Raw genomic sequence first — 17,253 nt, 5'->3', positions numbered from 1 at the left:
GATCCCGTCCGGTTACGACACGTACATGACCTGCTTCACCGCCGCGACGACCTGATCGACGGAGGGGAGCGCGAGTTTTTCGAGATTTGCCGCGTAGGGCATCGGAACGTCGGCGCCCGACACTTTCACCGGCGGGGCGTCAAGATCGTCGAAAGCGTGCATGGCGACCTGGGCGCAGATTTCCGAGCCTATGGAGCACACCGGCCAGGCTTCCTCGACCGTGACGAGGCGGTTCGTTTTCTTGACCGACGCGAGCACGGTCGGCATGTCGAGCGGGCGCAATGTGCGCAAGTCTATGACCTCGACGTCGATGCCTTCCTTGGCTAGGCGCTCCGCGGCTTCGAGCGCATAGACCATCCCGCGTGCGAATGAGACGACGGTTGCATCCTTGCCGGCGCGGGCGATCCGCGCCTTGCCGATGGGGATGAGGAAGTCGTCGCTCTTGGGTACGTCGCCGTGCGCGCCGTAGAGTATTTCGTTCTCGAGAACTACGACCGGATTGGGATCGCGGATCGCCGACTTCAAAAGTCCTTTGGCATCCGCCGGCGTCGATGGCGCGATCACCTTCAGACCCGGGACGTGCGCATACCAGGACGAATAGCACTGGCTGTGCTGGGCAGCGACGCGGGCAGCCGCCCCGTTGGGGCCGCGAAAAACAATCGGCACATGCACTGTGCCGCCCGACATGTAGTGCGTCTTGCCAGCCGAGTTGACGATCTGGTCGATGGCCTGCATCGCGAAGTTCCATGTCATGAACTCGACGATCGGCTTCAGGCCCGCGAACGCGGCGCCGACGCCAACGCCGGTGAAGCCCTGCTCAGTGATGGGCGTGTCGATGACGCGTTTGTCGCCAAATTCTTCCAGCAGCCCCTGGCTGATTTTGTAGGCGCCCTGGTACTGCGCGACCTCCTCGCCCATCAGGAACACGTCGGGATCGCGGCGCATCTCCTCGGCCATGGCATCGCGCAGCGCTTCGCGCATGGTCTGGTTGACCATCTCGGTACCGGGAGCGATCTCCGGTTCGGCTGACGGCGGTTCGTAGCTGATTGAGGTCTCATTAGCGGCGGCTGCAGGGACTGTCGGCGCAGCAGATGCTTGCTGTGGCGGCGGCGCTGACGTTGCGGGCTCCGGCGCCTTCTGGGCGCTCGGCTCGGGAGCGCTCTCGCCCTCACCTGCGATGATCGCAATCGGTGTGTTGACCTTGACGTTCTCGGTGCCGGCGGGAACCAGAATTTTCGCCAGCGTGCCTTCGTCGACGGCCTCGACCTCCATCGTCGCCTTGTCGGTCTCGATCTCAGCAATGACGTCGCCCGATTTGACGTCCTGGCCCTCCTTGACGAGCCATTTCGACAGTGTGCCCTCTTCCATCGTGGGCGACAGCGCAGGCATCAGGACTTCAGGCATGTGGCCTCCGCAGCGTCCGCCCTCGCAACTGTCATCCCGGGGCTTCTCCCCGGGATCCAAACAGCGGCATTCTCCACGCGGTGTAGAGTGTGAGCATCGTGCATAGTTATTGGGTCTATATCCTCGCGAGCAAACCGAGAGGCACGCTCTACATCGGTGTCACAAACGGGCTCATTCGACGCGTTGAAGAGCATCGCAGCGGCTCCATCCGCGGTTTCACCCAGCGATACCGTGTGAACCAATTGGTTTGGTTTCAAGAGTTCTGCCGGATCGACGAAGCCATCCAGCGCGAGAAGACCATGAAGGAATGGCCGCGCGACTGGAAGGTCAATTTGATTGAGCGTGAGAACCCGCATTGGCAGGACTTGTATCCTTCTTTGCCGGGCGTCGCGCCTGCCCGAAAACTTTGACATCGTGACACCTTGGATCCCGGGGACGAGCCCCGGGATGACATTTATCCGTCAAACCAGCACGTCGGTGGTGAGTTCGGAGGGAGCGGGCTCGGGATCTGACAGTGCAAACTCGGCAGCGGCATTCACCTCATCGCGCACCTTCTTGTCGATGGCCTTCAGCTCGTCCTCGGTGACGCCATCGCTGATTAGCAGCTTGCGCACGTGCTCGATGGCGTCGTGCGTTTCGCGCACCTGCTGCACTTCCTCGCGCGTGCGGTATTTAGCGGGGTCGGACATCGAGTGGCCGCGGTACCGGTACGTCATCATCTCGAGGATCATGGGGCCTTTGCCTGCGCGCGCGAAGGCAATGGCGCGCTCGCCCGCTGCCCGCACGGCTTCAACGTCCATGCCGTCGACGTGCTCGCCCGGAATGTTGAACGAGAGGCCTCGTTGGGAAAGGTTCGTCGTCGACGACGCCCTCTCGATCGAGGTGCCCATCGCGTACTTGTTGTTCTCGATGATGAAGATCACGGGGAGCTTCCAAAGCTCCGCCATGTTGAAAGCTTCGTAGACCTGCCCCTGATTGGCGGCGCCGTCGCCGAAGTATGTGAGGCAGACGCGATCGTCGCCGCGATACTTGTTGGCGAAAGCGAGACCGGCGCCGAGCGGCACAGTTGCGCCGACGATGCCGTGGCCGCCGTAGAAGCCTTTGTCGGGGGCGAACATGTGCATCGAGCCGCCCTTGCCTTTGGAGCAGCCGTCGCGCCGGCCCGTCAGCTCGGCCATGACGCTCTTGGCGTCCATGCCGGTTGCCAACGTATGACCGTGGTCGCGATACGCGGTGATGACCTGATCGCCCGGCTCCAGCGCCATCTGCATGCCAACGACGACCGCTTCCTGGCCAATGTAGAGATGGCAGAAACCGCCAATGTGGCCCATGCCGTAAAGCTGGCCGGCCTTTTCCTCAAAGCGGCGGATCAGCAGCATGCGCGTATAGGCGTCGAGGCGCTCGGCGCGCGTCATGCCGGCTGTGGGTTGTTTGTGGCCATTGCCGGAGGCGCGCTTGGCAGTCGATGCGGCGCGTTGCGGTTTTTCAGAAGCCATCGGGGAGCCCTGTTGCGCGGGGAGTGTGGCGTCGGCCCGCAGACTACTAGACGCCGCTGGCGAAGGCCAGAAGCGCGAGGCTCATCTGCATCATTCCATGCATGCAGATTTTGCATCCACGCATGCGTGACACGAAAGCCTGACGGCAGATTGGGAAACAGCACTGCGCTAAGGCTGTGTGACGACCTGATCGTCGGGGCGCACGAAGCCAAGCACCTCGCGGGCAATTTCTTCGACGAGATCGGGGTCTGGCTTTGGGGAAGAGAGAAGAGCGACGTCGCGCTCAAGCTTGGCGCGCACGGCCTCGAGGCTTTTGATCTCGAACTCTAATAGAGCTGATCTCTCGATCAGCTTGGATCTCGCCTCGAAGCCGTGCCTGCCATTGATTGCATGATGGACGAAGTAGGCCGTCAACCCCAGGCAGAGAAGCAACACCGTCGCCTGCCTTGGCCTCGAACGTCGATCATGTGTTTTTGGCTGACGCAGCACTTTGTGGGTTACGCTGCACAAATCTGTTGGACCACGCTGTTATCCCACGGGGTGCTTAACGGCGGGTAAAGCGGTGTGCGCCGGCGGCGCAAATGAAAACATCCCGGAGCGAGGCTCCGGGATGTTTGCGTCGTGCAGCGAACAGGGTGCGTGGCGTCAGCTGACAGCTGCACCGCGAATGACGCTCTTGCCGGCGTAGCTTGCAACGTCGCCCAGCTCACCTTCGATACGGATAAGCTGATTGTATTTTGCGAGACGATCGGAGCGGCAAAGCGAGCCGGTCTTGATCTGCCCGGCGTTGGTGGCAACGGCGAGGTCGGCAATCGTCGCGTCCTCGGTCTCGCCGGAGCGATGTGAGATGACGGCGGTATATGCCGCGCGCTGGGCCATCGACACGGCGTCGAGCGTTTCGGACAACGAGCCGATCTGGTTGACCTTGACGAGGATCGAGTTGCCGATGCCGCGCTTGATGCCCTCGGCGAGGCGCTCGGTGTTGGTGACGAAGAGGTCGTCGCCGACGAGCTGGCAGCGCTTGCCAATGGCTTCGGTGAGCGCCTTCCAGCCGTCCCAATCGTCCTCAGCCATGCCGTCCTCGATGGAGATGATCGGGAAGCGGTTGATGAGGTCTTCGAGGTATTTCACCATCGCCGCGGAATCGAGCGTCTTGCCCTCGCCTTCGAGGATGTACTTGCCGTCCTTGAAGTACTCGGTCGAAGCGCAGTCGAGCGCGAGCATGACGTCATCGCCCGGCTTGTAGCCGGCCTTCTCGATAGCCTTGATGATGTAGCCGAGCGCTTCGTCCGCAGATTTGAGATTCGGTGCGAAGCCGCCCTCATCGCCGACCGAGGTGGAGAGGCCGGCGTCCTTCAGCGACTTCTTGAGGACGTGGAAGATTTCCGCGCCCATGCGCACGGCGTCGGCGATCGAGTCGGCCGACACTGGCATGATCATGAATTCCTGGATGTCGATCGGGTTGTCGGCATGCGCGCCGCCGTTGACGATGTTCATCATGGGAACGGGCAGCACGTGAGCTGCGGCACCACCGAGATAGCGATAGAGCGGCAACCCCGAAGAGATCGCCGCGGCCTTTGCCGTTGCCAGCGAAACGCCGAGAATGGCATTGGCGCCGAGACGCGATTTGTTGCGCGTGCCATCGAGCTGGATCATGGCGGCGTCGACGCCGCGCTGATCCTCGGCGTCCATGCCGGCAATGGCGTCGAAGATTTCCGTGTTGACCGCCTCGACCGCCTTCTCCACGCCCTTGCCGAGATAGCGGCCATTGTCGCCGTCGCGCAGCTCCACTGCCTCGTGGGCACCCGTCGAGGCGCCGGACGGCACGGCGGCGCGACCGAGGGAGCCGTCCTCGAGCACCACATCGACCTCCACCGTCGGGTTGCCGCGGCTGTCGAGGATCTCGCGGCCGATGATGTCGATGATGGCGGTCATGTCGGTACCTTATGAGTTGCGAGCCGCGAACCGGCGTGGGAGGGTCCGGCGCCTTTTAGCCGCTCTTTAAGGATGCGCAAAGGGCCGAAAATCAGCCCGCCCGGAAGGGGAAACTGGCCCACCCCAAAGCACAAGGACACGAGCATGAGCGAGAGTGCAAAATATACGGGCGGATGCCACTGCGGCGCTGTGCGCTACGAGGTCGAGATGAGCCTTGATCCGGTCATCTCGTGCAACTGCTCCATCTGCCGCAAGCGGGGGGCGTTGCTCGCCTTCGCACCTGCGGAAAAGTTTACCCTGACAACCGGTGAGGACCGTCTCACCGACTATCTGTTCAATCATAAGGTGATCCATCACCTGTTCTGCGCGAGCTGCGGCGTCGGGTCGTTCGCGCGCGGGCGCCAGCCCGACGGCGCGGAGATGGTGGCGGTCAACGTGCGGTGCCTCGACGGGGTCGACCTTGATACGCTCGACGTTCGCAAGTTCGATGGGGCCGGTCTGTGAGGGAAGCGAAGATGGAGGATGGAGCGGCGCTGGTTCTGTTCTCGGGTGGGCAGGATTCGACGGTGTGCCTCGCCTGGGCGCTCGACCGGTATAGCCGCGTCGAGACGGTCGGCTTCAACTATGGGCAGCGCCACTCAGCCGAACTTGCCCAGCGTGACAAGCTGCGCGCCAGTTTGCGCGAGCTGAGGCCCACATGGGACGAACGGCTTGGCACCGATCACATGCTCGAGCTGCCGGAGCTAGGACGGCTGAGCGATACCGCGCTGACGCGGGATGCTGAAATCGAGATGACTGAAGCGGGGCTCCCCTCGACATTCGTGCCGGGGCGCAACTTGCTGTTCTTCGTCTACGCAGCCGCCCTGGCCTATCGGCGCGGGATGCGCACGCTGGTGGGCGGTATGTGCGAGACCGACTTCTCCGGCTATCCCGATTGCCGCAACGATACGTTGCAGACACTAGCCAAGGCGATCTCGCTCGGGACCGACGCCAGCTTCATCATCGAGACGCCGTTGATGTGGATCGACAAGGCGGCGACTTGGGCGCTGGCCGACCGACTCGGAGGCGACAGGCTGGTCGACCTCATCGTCGAGGAGAGCCACACCTGCTACCTCGGTGTCCGCTCGCGCCGGCATGAGTGGGGCTATGGATGCGGGCATTGTCCGGCTTGTGACCTCAGACGTAAGGGTTGGGAAATCTGGAAGCGCGAAACTGGCCTCGCCTGACGAGACAGGAATTTCAGTTGCCTTTTATTGATCGGTCCCCACCATGAATCATATCTGCCGCGCAGCCATTGGCCTGGCGCTTGCCACGCTCGCTATCCCCGCCTTCGCTGAGGATCATTCTCATGCTCATTGGGCTTACGAGGGGGCCGATGGTCCGGCACACTGGGGCTCGCTAAACAGCGACTTTGCGGTCTGCAGTAGGGGCATACAGCAGTCGCCGGTGAACCTTACCGACGCGCATAAGGGCCAAAACGAACCCCTGGCGCTGGACTGGAAGCCGTTTGCGCCGATGGTGCTGAACAACGGGCATACGATCCAGGCAGCTGCTGCGGAAGGGAATGTCACGAACTTCGACGGCAAGCCCTATGCTTTTCAGCAGGTGCACTTCCATCATCCAAGCGAGCACACCATCGACGGCAAGCACGCACCGATGGAGGCCCACTTCGTTCATAAGGGTGGCGACGGCAAGTTGCTGGTGCTCGGCGTGATGATCGAGGAAGGCGGAGCCAACGCGGAAATTGCCAAGCTGTGGGAGGTTGCGCCGCAGCAGCCCGGTGAGACGCCGTCGAAGGCGGACGTCGATTTCGCGAAGCTGGTGCCCAGCGCGTCGAAATTCTATCGCTACGCCGGATCGCTCACGACGCCGCCGTGCAGCGAGATCGTACAGTGGGTGGTATTCGCAGAGCCGATTACTGTGTCGAAAGAGCAGATTGAGGCATTCGCAAAGCTCTATCCGGACAACAGCCGACCGGTCCAGGCGCTGAACGAGCGGACAATCGTCTTCGGCCGCTGACGTGAAGCAGTGCCGGTGGCTGCTTCGAATGCAGCCACCACAGTTACTGCGGACAGGACTGGCCGGCCGATAGTTTCAAGTATCTGAAAAGTTCTTTTGGCAAATGCGCGTTAAACGCCGCATCAACCTGTCATTAGTGGGGGTCGCAACCTTGTGTATGCGTTCGCATATGTAGGGGCGCATATACTCTCGTCATACGACGACCGAGGAGAACCCCTGATGAGCACCATGACCAAAGCAGCGGAGCGCCGCAAGGCGCCGCTGCAGACCCCAAGCATCTATGACAGCAATGCAATTCGTGATTTGTCGGGCGCGCTCAACGCCCTGCTGGCCGACACGTTTGCGTTGTACCTGAAGACAAAGAACTTCCACTGGCACATGAGCGGACCACACTTCCGCGATTACCACCTGCTGCTCGACGAGCACGCAGACCAGATTTTCGCCATGACTGATCCACTGGCCGAGCGCGTGCGCAAGATCGGCGGCACGACGCTGCATTCCATTGGAGAGATTTCACGCCTGCAGCGCGTCGAGGACAACGATGCTCCGTTCGTCACGCCGCAGGACATGCTTGCCGAGCTGCGCGACGACAATAAAGACCTCGTCGGGCGGATGAAGGAAACGCACGATTTGTGCGACGAGAAGGGCGACGTCGCGACCGCCAGCCTTTTGGAAGTCTGGATGGACGAGGCGGAGCGTCGCGTATGGTTCCTCTATGAATCAACGCGCGAGAAGCACGCGCCCTGATGCATTGAAAAGGGCTGTGAGAGGCGGCGGAAATTCTGCCGCCTCGACGCATTTATGGATGGTCTCACGGCTTAACCGCAACCGGGAGCTGGGCGATGAGCGAAGTGAAAAAATCCGATCTTCCCAAGCGTCGCCTCGGGCGCACCGATATGGCGATCACGCCGGTCGGGCTGGGGGCGTGGGCCATCGGTGGCGGCGACTGGGCGGTCGGCTGGGGTGATCAGGACGACAGCAAATCAATCGCGGCCATTCGCCATGCGGTCGAACGGGGGATCAACTGGATCGACACCGCAGCGATCTATGGCCTGGGCCATTCGGAAGAAGTCGTGCGCGCCGCGCTGAAGGACATCCCGGCAAGCGAGCGACCGTTGATCTTCACGAAGTGTGGCTTGCGCTGGGCCGAGAACAACCACATGGCGCCGCCGCAAAATGTTGGCAAGCCCGAGAGCATCCGCGCCGAATGCGAAGCTTCGTTGAAGCGCCTGGGCGTCGAACGCGTCGATCTTTATCAGATGCACTGGCCCGCAAAGGACGGCACGCCGATCGCGGATTACTGGGGTGCGCTGCTCGACCTCAAGAGGCAAGGCAAGGTACGCGCTGTCGGCCTCTCCAATCACAACGTCGCTCAGCTCGAAGCGGCGGAGAAGATCGGCCATGTCGATACGCTGCAGCCGCCGTTCTCGGCGATCCGGCGTGAGTTTGCTGCCAACGAGCTGCCATGGTGCGTCGCGCATGACACCGGCGTCATCGTTTACAGCCCGATGCAGTCGGGGCTGCTGACGGGTGCCTTCACCGAAGAGCGGGCAAAGAAGCTTCCGGCCAACGATTGGCGCTCGCGCAATGCCGAGTTCACGGGCGACAAGGTCAAAGCGAATCTCGCCCTTGCCGCCACCATGAAGGCGGTGGGCGAGAGGCACGGGAGCGATGCAGCATCTGCGGCGATTGCCTGGACGCTCGCCTGGCCGGGCGTCAGCGGGGCGATCGTCGGCGCCCGCTCGCCGGAGCAGGTCGATGGCTGGATCGATGCTGCGAGGCTTGATCTGACCGAGGCGGACCTCAAGGAAATCGCGGCGACCATCGAGAAGACCGGCGCCGGGTCGGGGCCCACCCTGCCCTCCTGACCGATCTGCTGGGCCTGCTGCGCCTCCCGCTTGAATGGGCGGGCGGGGGCGATTACGGATGCCGGCATGTATGCGGTCAAAGAGATATTCTACACGCTGCAAGGGGAAGGCGCCCACGCTGGCCGCCCAGCCGTGTTTTGCCGCTTTGCCGGCTGCAATCTGTGGTCGGGCCGGGAGGCGGACCGCGCCAAGGCCACCTGTCAGTTCTGCGATACCGACTTTGTCGGGGTCGATGGCGAAGGGGGCGGACGCTTTGCCACCGGGGCCGATCTCGCGGCCGCCTGTGTTGTAGCGGCCGAGGGTTCGGGCTGCGACTTCGTGGTGCTGACGGGCGGCGAGCCGATGCTGCAGGTCGACGAGGACCTCATCGAGGCCCTGCACGAGAAGGGCTTTACCATCGCCATAGAGACCAACGGCACCCTGCCGGTGCCCCGCGCCATCGACTGGATCTGCGTCAGTCCCAAGGCTGGTGCTGACCTCAAACAATGCTCAGGCGACGAATTGAAGCTCGTTTTTCCGCAGGACGGGCTCGATCCGGATGGCTTCTCGGGGCTAGCGTTCACGCACCGCTTCCTGCAGCCGATGGACGGGCCGGACGCGGTGGTAAACACGAAGGCGGCCATAAGCTATTGCCGTGCCCATCCAGCCTGGCGTTTGTCGTTGCAGACGCACAAGCTGCTGGGCATTCCTTAAGGGGTTCTGGCCTTAAGGCGGCGCCTCTGGAATTGCAGCGGAAAATCCCTTAGAGAGCCCGCATGCGCATATACAAAGAGTTTCTATTCGAGGCCGCCCACTACTTGCCGAGTGCCCCTCCCGGGCATCCGAACTCGCGCATGCATGGGCATTCATTCCGTGCGCGCGTCTTCATCGACGGCGTTCCGGGCGACGACACCGGCTATGTGTTCCACTTCGACCAGTTGGCCGAGATGATGGCCGATGCCCAGGACGCGCTCGATCATCGGCTGCTGAACGAGATCGAGGGTCTGGAAGCGCCGACGCTGGAGCGCATCGCCATATGGCTGTGGAATCGGCTGCAGAACCGCGTGCCGGGCTTGGCGCAGATCGAGATATCGCGCGATAGCTGCCGTGAAGGGGCCATCTATTTCGGCCCGGCGCCATCGCTGGCGGCGGAGTGAGCGAATGGGCCAGAAGGACACCAGCGTTACCATCCTAGGGCAGGCCACCAAGCTGCCGCAGAGCCCCGAAGAGGCGGTGCTGGAGCGTGTGCCGAACCCGCATCCGGACGCGCAGTATCTCGCCCGCTTCACCGCTCCCGAGTTCACCTCGCTGTGCCCGGTGACGGGGCAGCCGGACTTTGCGCAACTCGTGATCGACTATGTGCCGCGGGAGTGGCTGGTGGAGTCGAAGTCGCTGAAGCTTTACCTCGGCGCCTTCCGCAATCATGGCGCCTTCCACGAGGACTGCACCATCGCCATCGCCAAGCGGCTCGTAAGCCTGCTCGATCCGCAATGGCTGCGCATCGGCGGCTACTGGTATCCGCGCGGGGGCATGCCGATCGACGTATTCTGGCAGACGGGACCAGTTCCAGCCGGCCTTTGGGCGCCGGACCAGGGCGTGCCGCCCTATCGCGGACGCGGCTGAAGTGGCATTGGCGACAGCGCGTGCACGCGGCCGTAAAGCTCGCTGATCAGCGCGCGGCGATCGTTGCGATGTTCCAAATCTTCGAACGGCACGACATCGCCAACGCGGGCGGTGAGGCGCGTGCCGACGGCGCGGCGAAACTCCCGTATCAGCAGCGATAGCCGCAGCGTCATCGAGATGCGCGATGCGAGGTGGAACAGCGGACTGCACTGCCCCTCGAAATAGACTGGAAGCACAGAGGCGCGGGCGCCTTGCACCAGGCGTGCGGTGAAGAGCTTCCATGGCAGCTCCTCTGCCCGTCCAAACGGCGCGCGCGCGGTGGCGACGCCGCCGGCCGGGAATACGACGATCGTGGTCCCCTCCCCCAGCAGCCGGATCGCCTCGCGGCGCGTTGCGAGGTTGCGGGCGATCGCTTCCTCGGTCTCGCGGAAGTCGATGGGGAGCGAATAGGGCTCGATCTCGGGCACCTTCAGCAGCTCGCGGTTGATCAACACCTTGAACGGGCGGCGAAGGTCTTCAGCCAGCGCCAAGGCTGCCAGGCCATCGACGATGCCGAAGGGGTGATTGGCGACGATCACCAAGGGATGCGTCTGATCGACTTCGATGGGCCATTGCCGCGCGATGATCCGGAGATCGATACCCAGCATATCCAGCATCGGGCGGATCACCTGGCTGCCGCCCCGGGAGAGTGTTTCCGTGCGCCAGCGCTGATAGATGGGAGCGAAGTAGTCGCGGCCGGCGACTCGCTCAAGAGTGCGGATTAGGCCCCGCTTCAGAGGGGGGTCGTCGGGATTGGCGTAAGAAAGCTCGGGAAATTGCAAGGCACATAGTCCGTGAGGGGCCGGGGGCGCAGATTGACGGGGCTTTCGGACAACTGTGTGAAAAGAATATGCCATGGGAAAGGGCCGGCGCGCGCCCTAACCGGCGCCATGCCGTACGCTGGCCAGAAAGGCGTGTCTCGGTTAGCGTGCCGGCCTTCGGAGGGGGAATGATTCGCTCAACGATATTGACGCTTGCCGCGGTCCTGTCGCTCCTCAGCGCCCGGACTGCCGACGCCGCCGCATCGCCGGTTGCCAGTCCGCCTATGGCCAGCGATCCGGCCCTCGCGCCGCCATTGGCGGCCCCCCTTGATACTAACCCGGTTGCGAGCGCGGTTCGCACGAAGCTGAACAGCCTGCCAGCCGAGGGCTCGGCGCAAGAGATCAAAGAGCGAGCCGTGCTCTCCGATTTTTATGCGGCGCGGCGCGATGCACCGATCTGGCTGAGCGAGGGAGGCCTCACCGAACGGGGGGCAGCGCTTGGCGCTGAGATTTTGAATGCCGCCGACTGGGGGCTCGATCCGAAGGACTTCGACCTGCCGATCATCCCGCCTGCCGCGCAGCTCTCGAGTGAGAAGATCGGCAAGGCGGATGTCGAGATCTCGCTCGCGCTTCTGAAGTATGCGCGCTATGCGCGCGGCGGGCGCATTACCGATCCCGCGATCCTGCTCAACTCCAACCTCGACCGTAAGCCGCAGCTGCGCGACCCGGAGGTGGTGTTCCGCGAGGCTGTCGGCTCGTCCGATCCAGCAGCCTATCTGCGTTCATTGCATCCGCAGCAGCCGCAGTTCGAGAAGCTGCGCCAAGTGTATCTCGCCAACAAGGACAAGCCGCTCGGCAAGAAGATCCAGGCCAACATGGAAGAATGGCGCTGGATGCCCGACGATCTGGGGCAGGTCCACATCCTCGCCAACGTGCCCGAATATTTCGTCTACCTCTACAAGGACGGCGTGCCGATCCACTCGGAGCGCATCGTCGTCGGCGAGACCGGCAAGCAGACCACGATCTTCACGCGCAATCTGAAGACCGTCGTGTTCAAGCCGATGTGGCGCGTGCCGGATTCGATCAAAGCGCACGAACTGGGTCCGAACCTGCGCCGCGGCGGAAGCATGTTCCGTCAGTACGATCTGGAATTGCAGACGAAGGACGGCCAGCCGCTCGATTACCGCAGCATCGATTGGAGCCGCGCCAATATCCTCGACTACGAGGTGGTTCAGCCGCCGGGGCGCAAGAACGTGATGGGCGTCGTCAAGTTCACGTTCCCGAGCCAGCACACGATCTTCATGCACGACACGATCGACAAGTGGATGTTCGGGCAGAAGGTGCGCACGCTGAGCCATGGTTGCCTGCGCTTGCGCAATCCGATGAAGATGGCCGAACTGGTGCTGCAGGAAGACCGGGGCTGGGATGCGGCCAAGGTCGATGCGACCATGGAGACGGGGCCGCGCAACAACGAGATCGTGCTCGAGAAGAGGATCCCGATGCACCTCGTCTACTTCACGGCGTGGGTGGACGATAACGGCAAACTGAAGACGTTCAACGACATCTACGGGCACGAGAAGCGGATCACGCAGGCGCTCGCCGGCGAGTGGGATAAGATCGACATCGGGCGCAACCACTTGGCGCCGGTGGCGGGTTCGGGTGCTGATGATCCGAGCAACTTCAACCCGGCGCCTGTCGCCCGCCAGCAGAAACGATCTAAGCAGCCGTCGACCATCATAGACATGGTCGGCAACGCGCTGGGCGGCGGGTTCTGAGTGTGGGATGGTCGATGGCATCGCAATCTCATGCCGCCAAACCTGATCCTGCACTTATCGGTCGGCCGCTGAAGCAGACGCTGATCTGGCCGTTGAACCTGGCGGCCATGCCACTACGCCGAGCGCGTGCGCTCACGGCTCATTCCCTGGGTGTGGTGGGCCATCACCGGACTGACCACAAAGCAAGCTTCGAAGGGTGGCACGTAAAAAGCCATCGACCCAAGCAATGCCTTCCTGGGGATCTTCGGTCATATTCGCCGCCGCAGGAACAGAACCGCCAGGAGCGCGACGTGGCAGAATGCTCTGACATTAAAGCGGCATTGCACGCCACCAAGTCACGGTCGCGGATTCTCGTCGGCTTGTGCGCCGCAGGCGTGTTGGCGGCATCGGCCTTTAGCAACGAGCTTCGTGCCAACATCTTCGGGACGGACGACCGCGTCATCGTCGAGGAGCGGGGCACGCCCTGGGATGCCATTGGCCAAGTCAATATCGGCGGCTACCGCTCGCTCGGACAATGCACTGGAACGCTCGTCGCACCCGACATCGTTATTACCGCCGCACACTGCGTGATCGATAGCTGGAAGGCGGCGCCTTATCCTCTTCACGACATCCATTTTCTCGCGGGTCTGCGCCGCGAAAGCTACCTCGGGCATGCAACGGCGAAATGCCTGCACTTCTTGCCCGGCTACCAGCTTCCCGAGAAGGCGCTCTCCGCGCGCGCCGCCAGTGAGTTCGCGTCGCTGCACCAGGAGGGCACCGACGTCGTCGCCATCGTGCTCACCGACAGGCTCGATGTCGCGACCGTGCCGCTTGCCAAATCTAGCGATGTCGCGCCTGGGACTTGGTTGACGTACGCTGGCTATCCCGCCGACAGGCGCTACATGCTTTCAGCGCACATGGGGTGTCGACTGCTCGGCGTCGAACAGGATCCACTGTTGTGGCTCCACGACTGCGACACCCAGCCGGCAAGCTCCGGCGGTCCGCTGCTGACAAAAGCCAATGGTGAATTCCAACTGGCCGCCGTCAATATCGGCTCAGGCAGCGAGGCCAACGTTGCGGTCCCCGTTGCGGGACATGCTGAACTGGCGCGCGACGACTCCTGCCCGCAATGACATGAAATTCAGCGATGGCCAAACGGCGGAAATGATGCGTGCGTTCGCTGTGGCGATGCTGATCGCTCTTGCCATCGCTGATGCCGATGCCGGGGAAGCGATTGCCGAACTGGGCGATGTACGCGTCACTTATGATGATGCGCGCTGGCGGACGGTGGAACGGCACGGCCGGATCGAATTTGCCCCACAGGGCGAGAATGCGCACCGCATGGATGGCGCCGTGTTGCGCGTCAGCGACGGCGACGGCGACAACGCTTGCTCCGACCTCGCGTTGCGGGCATTCGAAGTCGGCCACTACGATACGAATGGGCTTGCCCCGACGCCGGTAGTTGTGGGCGGGATTCCGGGACAGCGCTTCGAAGCTCACACTCGCTGCCGCAATGCGACGCCGCGGGGCGTCGCCATCTGCGTCAAGCATGGCGCCTATGCCTATCTGTTGCAGTCACTGAACAGCGGTTGCAGGGGGAACAACCTGTTCTCGGGCATCGATCCGCTGAATGAAATTGCCGCGCAGATCACGTTCACGCCAGCTTCGCGCTGATGTGGGGGCTGTGAGAGCCCCTGTCCAGCACCATATGTCGGTGAAGCCGGGATCGTCCTGGCTCGACCGGGCCGGCAGCTTCGACCCTATGCCGATCCGCGCCTGATGGTTGGGCCTTTTGAAAGGAACCCAAGTCATGGCTGCCCACTATGATGAAGCGCACCAACTCGTAATCTCCGCGGACGACGTCCGCAGCGGCGTCACCGGCCACAACGTCCGCTACGTGCTGGCGCTGAGCATGACTGGCGTGATCGCGGCATTTGCAGCGATTGCGATCTATTTCGGCTTCGACACGTTGAGTGCGCGGTTGTCGACAGCATTCGCCAGACATCCGCTGGAGATCGTGCAAAGCTTGGCGCCCTACGCGGCGATCCTGCTCGGCGGCACTCTCATCGGCGGTCTGGCGCTGGGGCTGTGGAATGTCATCGCTGGCCAGAGTGAGGACGGCGATGAGCGCTTCATGCGGGCGCGCGTCGCAACACAGTTCGCGCTGATCTGCATGATCATGGCGATGCTGTATTTGTCGACGCACTAGCGTGCGCTTGCGAGCAGTCGCGGCAGCGATTGTCATGCATATATCCCGGGGACTAGCCCCGGGATAAATGTCAGGCGGCCTTGGACCCAGCCTCCGCCGAACGCTGCTGGTCGGGCGGGGTGGCTTCGGCGCGCAGTGCGGCGATGGCCTCAGTGAGCGGCATGACCGTCTGGTCCGGCGAGCCGAGGCGTCGCATCGACACCTTGCCCTCTTCCGCTTCGCGCTTGCCGACGACGAGCATCACCGGAACCTTGGCCAGCGAGTGCTCGCGCACCTTGTAGTTGATCTTCTCGTTGCGAAGATCGACGTCGACCTTGAGGCCCGCGGCGCGAAGCTGCTCGGCCACTTGCAGTGCGTAATCATCTGCGTCCGAGACGATGGTCGCGACGACGACCTGCAGCGGCGAAAGCCACAGCGGGAAGTGCCCGGCGAAGTTCTCGATCAGGATGCCGGTGAAGCGTTCCAGCGAGCCGAACATGGCGCGGTGGATCATCACCGGCACTTTCTTCTCGGAGTTCTCGTCGATGTAGAACGCACCGAGACGGCCGGCCAGATTGAAGTCGACCTGCGTCGTGCCGCACTGCCATTCGCGACCGATGGCGTCCTTCAGCACGTACTCCAGCTTCGGTCCATAGAAGGCGCCCTCGCCCGGCTGCAGCGCGGTCTTCACGCGGCCGTTAGAGCGCTTCGTCACCTCGTCGAGCACGTCCTGCAGGGCCTTCTCGGCCTTGTCCCACAGCTCGTCGGCGCCGACGCGCTTTTCGGGGCGCGTCGACAGCTTGATGAAGATGTCCTCGAAGCCGAAGTCCTTGTAGATCGACAGCATCAGATCATTGATCTTGAGGCATTCCTCCATGATCTGATCTTCGGTGATGAAGATGTGCGCGTCGTCCTGCGTGAAATGGCGCACGCGCAGCATGCCATGCAGAGCGCCGGACGGCTCGTAGCGGTGCACCTTGCCGAACTCGGCGATTTTCAGCGGCAGGTCGCGATAGCTCTTGAGGCCGTGCTTGAAGATCTGCACGTGACCGGGGCAATTCATCGGCTTGCAGCAGAACACGCGCTCGTCGGGGAGCGTCGTCGTAAACATGTTCTCGCCGTAGTTCTCCCAGTGGCCCGACAGCTCCCAGAAGTGCTTCTCCATCATGTCGGGAGAGTTCACTTCCTGGTAGCCGGCAGCGTCGAGACGGCGGCGCATGTAGGCGATGAGCGTCTGGAACAGCGTCCAGCCTTTTGGGTGCCAGAAGACGGAGCCCGGCGCTTCCTCCTGGAAGTGGAACAGGTCCATCTCGCGCCCGAGCTTGCGATGGTCGCGCTTCTCGGCTTCTTCCAGACGATGCAGGTATTCCTTCAGCTCGTCCTCGGTGGCCCAGGCCGTGCCGTAGATGCGCTGAAGCATCGGGCGGTTGGCGTCACCGCGCCAATAGGCACCGGCGATCTTCTGCAGCTTGAACGCCTTGCCGACCTGTCCCGTCGAGGCCATGTGCGGCCCGCGGCAGAGGTCGAGCCATTCGCCCTGCTTGTAGATCTTGACGTCCTGGTCCTCAGGGATGGCGTCGACCAGCTCGACCTTGAAGTTCTCTCCCCTGTCGCGGAAGAACTCCTTGGCCTTGTTGCGGCTCCACACTTCCTTGGTGAACGGCGCGTTCTTGGCGATGATCTCGCCCATCTTCTTTTCGATCTTGGCGAGATCGTCGGGGTGGAACGGCTCCTGTTTGGCAAAGTCGTAGTAGAAGCCGTTCTCGATCACCGGGCCGATCGTGACCTGCGTGCCGGGCCACAGCGCCTGCACGGCCTCGGCCATGACGTGCGCGGAATCGTGCCGGATCAGCTCCAGGGCTTCGGGATCCGTGCGCGAGACGAACTTGATCGTCGCGTCCTCAGTGATCGGGTCGGCGAGGTCGGCCAGCGTGCCATTGAGGCTCACGGCGACGGTGCGCTTTGCGAGCGACGGCGAAATCGCCTTGGCGACGCTCATGCCGGACGTGCCGCGCTCAACCTTGCGCGTTGCTCCGTCTGGGAATGTCAGGGTGATCTGGGGCGCCGCAGATGAATTGGGCGCAGAATCGTGAGCCGTGTCGGCCATAGTCCTCTCCTCTCAATCGCTGCATACCAAGCAGGTAAGATGCGGAGGCTATGTGCGGCGCGGCGGAGGAGAAGTCAAGC

The 17,253-nt window shown here is 62.8% G+C and carries 19 protein-coding genes; 13 read left to right on the top strand and 6 right to left on the bottom strand.

Annotation, left to right across the window (positions count from 1 at the left end; genetic code table 11):
* Positions 1-12: 12 nt before the first annotated feature.
* Positions 13-1,404, bottom strand: a complete 1,392-nt coding sequence (locus ACP15D_RS01575) for a pyruvate dehydrogenase complex E1 component subunit beta (RefSeq protein ID WP_424955818.1) — start codon at positions 1,402-1,404, stop codon at positions 13-15.
* An 89-nt stretch (positions 1,405-1,493) separates the two neighbouring features.
* Here ACP15D_RS01575 and ACP15D_RS01570 point away from each other — a divergent pair, with 89 nt between their 5' ends.
* Positions 1,494-1,814 (top strand): GIY-YIG nuclease family protein, encoded by a 321-nt coding sequence (locus ACP15D_RS01570; protein WP_424955817.1) that lies wholly within the window; start codon positions 1,494-1,496, stop codon positions 1,812-1,814.
* Between the two features lie 51 nt (positions 1,815-1,865).
* Here ACP15D_RS01570 and pdhA read toward each other — a convergent pair whose 3' ends face one another.
* The 3 genes from pdhA to eno all read right to left on the bottom strand — a co-directional run bounded on the left by pdhA (position 1,866) and on the right by eno (position 4,835).
* Positions 1,866-2,900: a pyruvate dehydrogenase (acetyl-transferring) E1 component subunit alpha gene (gene pdhA / locus ACP15D_RS01565; RefSeq protein ID WP_424955816.1), complete on the bottom strand. Its 1,035-nt coding sequence runs from the start codon at positions 2,898-2,900 to the stop codon at positions 1,866-1,868.
* 168 nt (positions 2,901-3,068) lie between these two features.
* Positions 3,069-3,335, bottom strand: a complete 267-nt coding sequence (locus ACP15D_RS01560) for an FtsB family cell division protein (protein WP_244536223.1) — start codon at positions 3,333-3,335, stop codon at positions 3,069-3,071.
* Positions 3,336-3,545: 210 nt separating this feature from the next.
* A complete protein-coding gene (gene eno, locus ACP15D_RS01555; protein ID WP_424955815.1) occupies positions 3,546-4,835 on the bottom strand; it encodes a phosphopyruvate hydratase in 1,290 nt (429 codons plus the stop codon).
* Positions 4,836-4,979: 144 nt separating this feature from the next.
* On the opposite strand from eno, the gene ACP15D_RS01550 reads away from it, so the two are divergent.
* The 8 genes from ACP15D_RS01550 to queF all read left to right on the top strand — a co-directional run bounded on the left by ACP15D_RS01550 (position 4,980) and on the right by queF (position 10,324).
* Positions 4,980-5,339, top strand: coding sequence for a GFA family protein (locus tag ACP15D_RS01550; RefSeq protein WP_424955814.1), 360 nt, complete (start codon positions 4,980-4,982; stop codon positions 5,337-5,339).
* A gap of 11 nt (positions 5,340-5,350) precedes the next feature.
* The gene (gene queC, locus ACP15D_RS01545; protein WP_424955813.1) at positions 5,351-6,061 is read left to right on the top strand and encodes a 7-cyano-7-deazaguanine synthase QueC; all 711 of its coding nucleotides are present in this window, start codon (positions 5,351-5,353) and stop codon (positions 6,059-6,061) included.
* A 43-nt stretch (positions 6,062-6,104) separates the two neighbouring features.
* A complete protein-coding gene (locus ACP15D_RS01540) occupies positions 6,105-6,854 on the top strand; it encodes a carbonic anhydrase (RefSeq protein WP_424955812.1) in 750 nt (249 codons plus the stop codon).
* Positions 6,855-7,073: 219 nt separating this feature from the next.
* Positions 7,074-7,601: a Dps family protein gene (locus tag ACP15D_RS01535; protein ID WP_424955811.1), complete on the top strand. Its 528-nt coding sequence runs from the start codon at positions 7,074-7,076 to the stop codon at positions 7,599-7,601.
* Between the two features lie 95 nt (positions 7,602-7,696).
* Positions 7,697-8,722 carry an aldo/keto reductase gene (locus ACP15D_RS01530; protein ID WP_424955810.1) on the top strand — a complete coding sequence of 342 codons (1,026 nt, stop codon included), beginning with the start codon at positions 7,697-7,699 and terminating at the stop codon, positions 8,720-8,722.
* A gap of 66 nt (positions 8,723-8,788) precedes the next feature.
* Positions 8,789-9,415 carry a 7-carboxy-7-deazaguanine synthase gene (queE, locus tag ACP15D_RS01525; protein ID WP_424955809.1) on the top strand — a complete coding sequence of 209 codons (627 nt, stop codon included), beginning with the start codon at positions 8,789-8,791 and terminating at the stop codon, positions 9,413-9,415.
* Between the two features lie 62 nt (positions 9,416-9,477).
* Positions 9,478-9,858, top strand: coding sequence for a 6-pyruvoyl trahydropterin synthase family protein (locus ACP15D_RS01520; protein ID WP_424955808.1), 381 nt, complete (start codon positions 9,478-9,480; stop codon positions 9,856-9,858).
* A gap of 4 nt (positions 9,859-9,862) precedes the next feature.
* On the top strand, positions 9,863-10,324 hold the full coding sequence (queF, locus tag ACP15D_RS01515) for a preQ(1) synthase (RefSeq protein ID WP_424955807.1): 462 nt from the start codon (positions 9,863-9,865) through the stop codon (positions 10,322-10,324).
* Here the strand turns inward: queF and ACP15D_RS01510 are convergent.
* On the bottom strand, positions 10,306-11,145 hold the full coding sequence (locus ACP15D_RS01510) for a 1-acyl-sn-glycerol-3-phosphate acyltransferase (protein ID WP_424955806.1): 840 nt from the start codon (positions 11,143-11,145) through the stop codon (positions 10,306-10,308). The genes queF and ACP15D_RS01510 overlap by 19 nt on opposite strands.
* A 167-nt stretch (positions 11,146-11,312) precedes the next feature.
* On the opposite strand from ACP15D_RS01510, the gene ACP15D_RS01505 reads away from it, so the two are divergent.
* The 4 genes from ACP15D_RS01505 (at position 11,313) to ACP15D_RS01490 (ending at position 15,087) form a co-directional block, all read left to right on the top strand.
* Positions 11,313-12,899: a L,D-transpeptidase family protein gene (locus tag ACP15D_RS01505; RefSeq protein ID WP_424955805.1), complete on the top strand. Its 1,587-nt coding sequence runs from the start codon at positions 11,313-11,315 to the stop codon at positions 12,897-12,899.
* A gap of 14 nt (positions 12,900-12,913) precedes the next feature.
* A complete protein-coding gene (locus tag ACP15D_RS01500) occupies positions 12,914-14,011 on the top strand; it encodes a trypsin-like serine peptidase (protein ID WP_424955804.1) in 1,098 nt (365 codons plus the stop codon).
* Between the two features lies 1 nt (position 14,012).
* Positions 14,013-14,552: a hypothetical protein gene (locus ACP15D_RS01495; RefSeq protein ID WP_424955803.1), complete on the top strand. Its 540-nt coding sequence runs from the start codon at positions 14,013-14,015 to the stop codon at positions 14,550-14,552.
* 136 nt (positions 14,553-14,688) lie between these two features.
* Positions 14,689-15,087: a hypothetical protein gene (locus tag ACP15D_RS01490; RefSeq protein ID WP_424955802.1), complete on the top strand. Its 399-nt coding sequence runs from the start codon at positions 14,689-14,691 to the stop codon at positions 15,085-15,087.
* Positions 15,088-15,157: 70 nt separating this feature from the next.
* On the opposite strand, the gene thrS is transcribed toward ACP15D_RS01490, so the two are convergent.
* A complete protein-coding gene (gene thrS / locus ACP15D_RS01485; RefSeq protein WP_424955801.1) occupies positions 15,158-17,173 on the bottom strand; it encodes a threonine--tRNA ligase in 2,016 nt (671 codons plus the stop codon).
* Positions 17,174-17,253: the final 80 nt, after the last annotated feature.

This window comes from Hyphomicrobium sp. 1Nfss2.1 (genome assembly GCF_965243865.1).
GTDB lineage: Bacteria > Pseudomonadota > Alphaproteobacteria > Rhizobiales > Hyphomicrobiaceae > Hyphomicrobium_A.
Note: the sequence above shows the minus strand (reverse complement) of the source record. Positions and strands in the feature narration are given on the sequence as shown.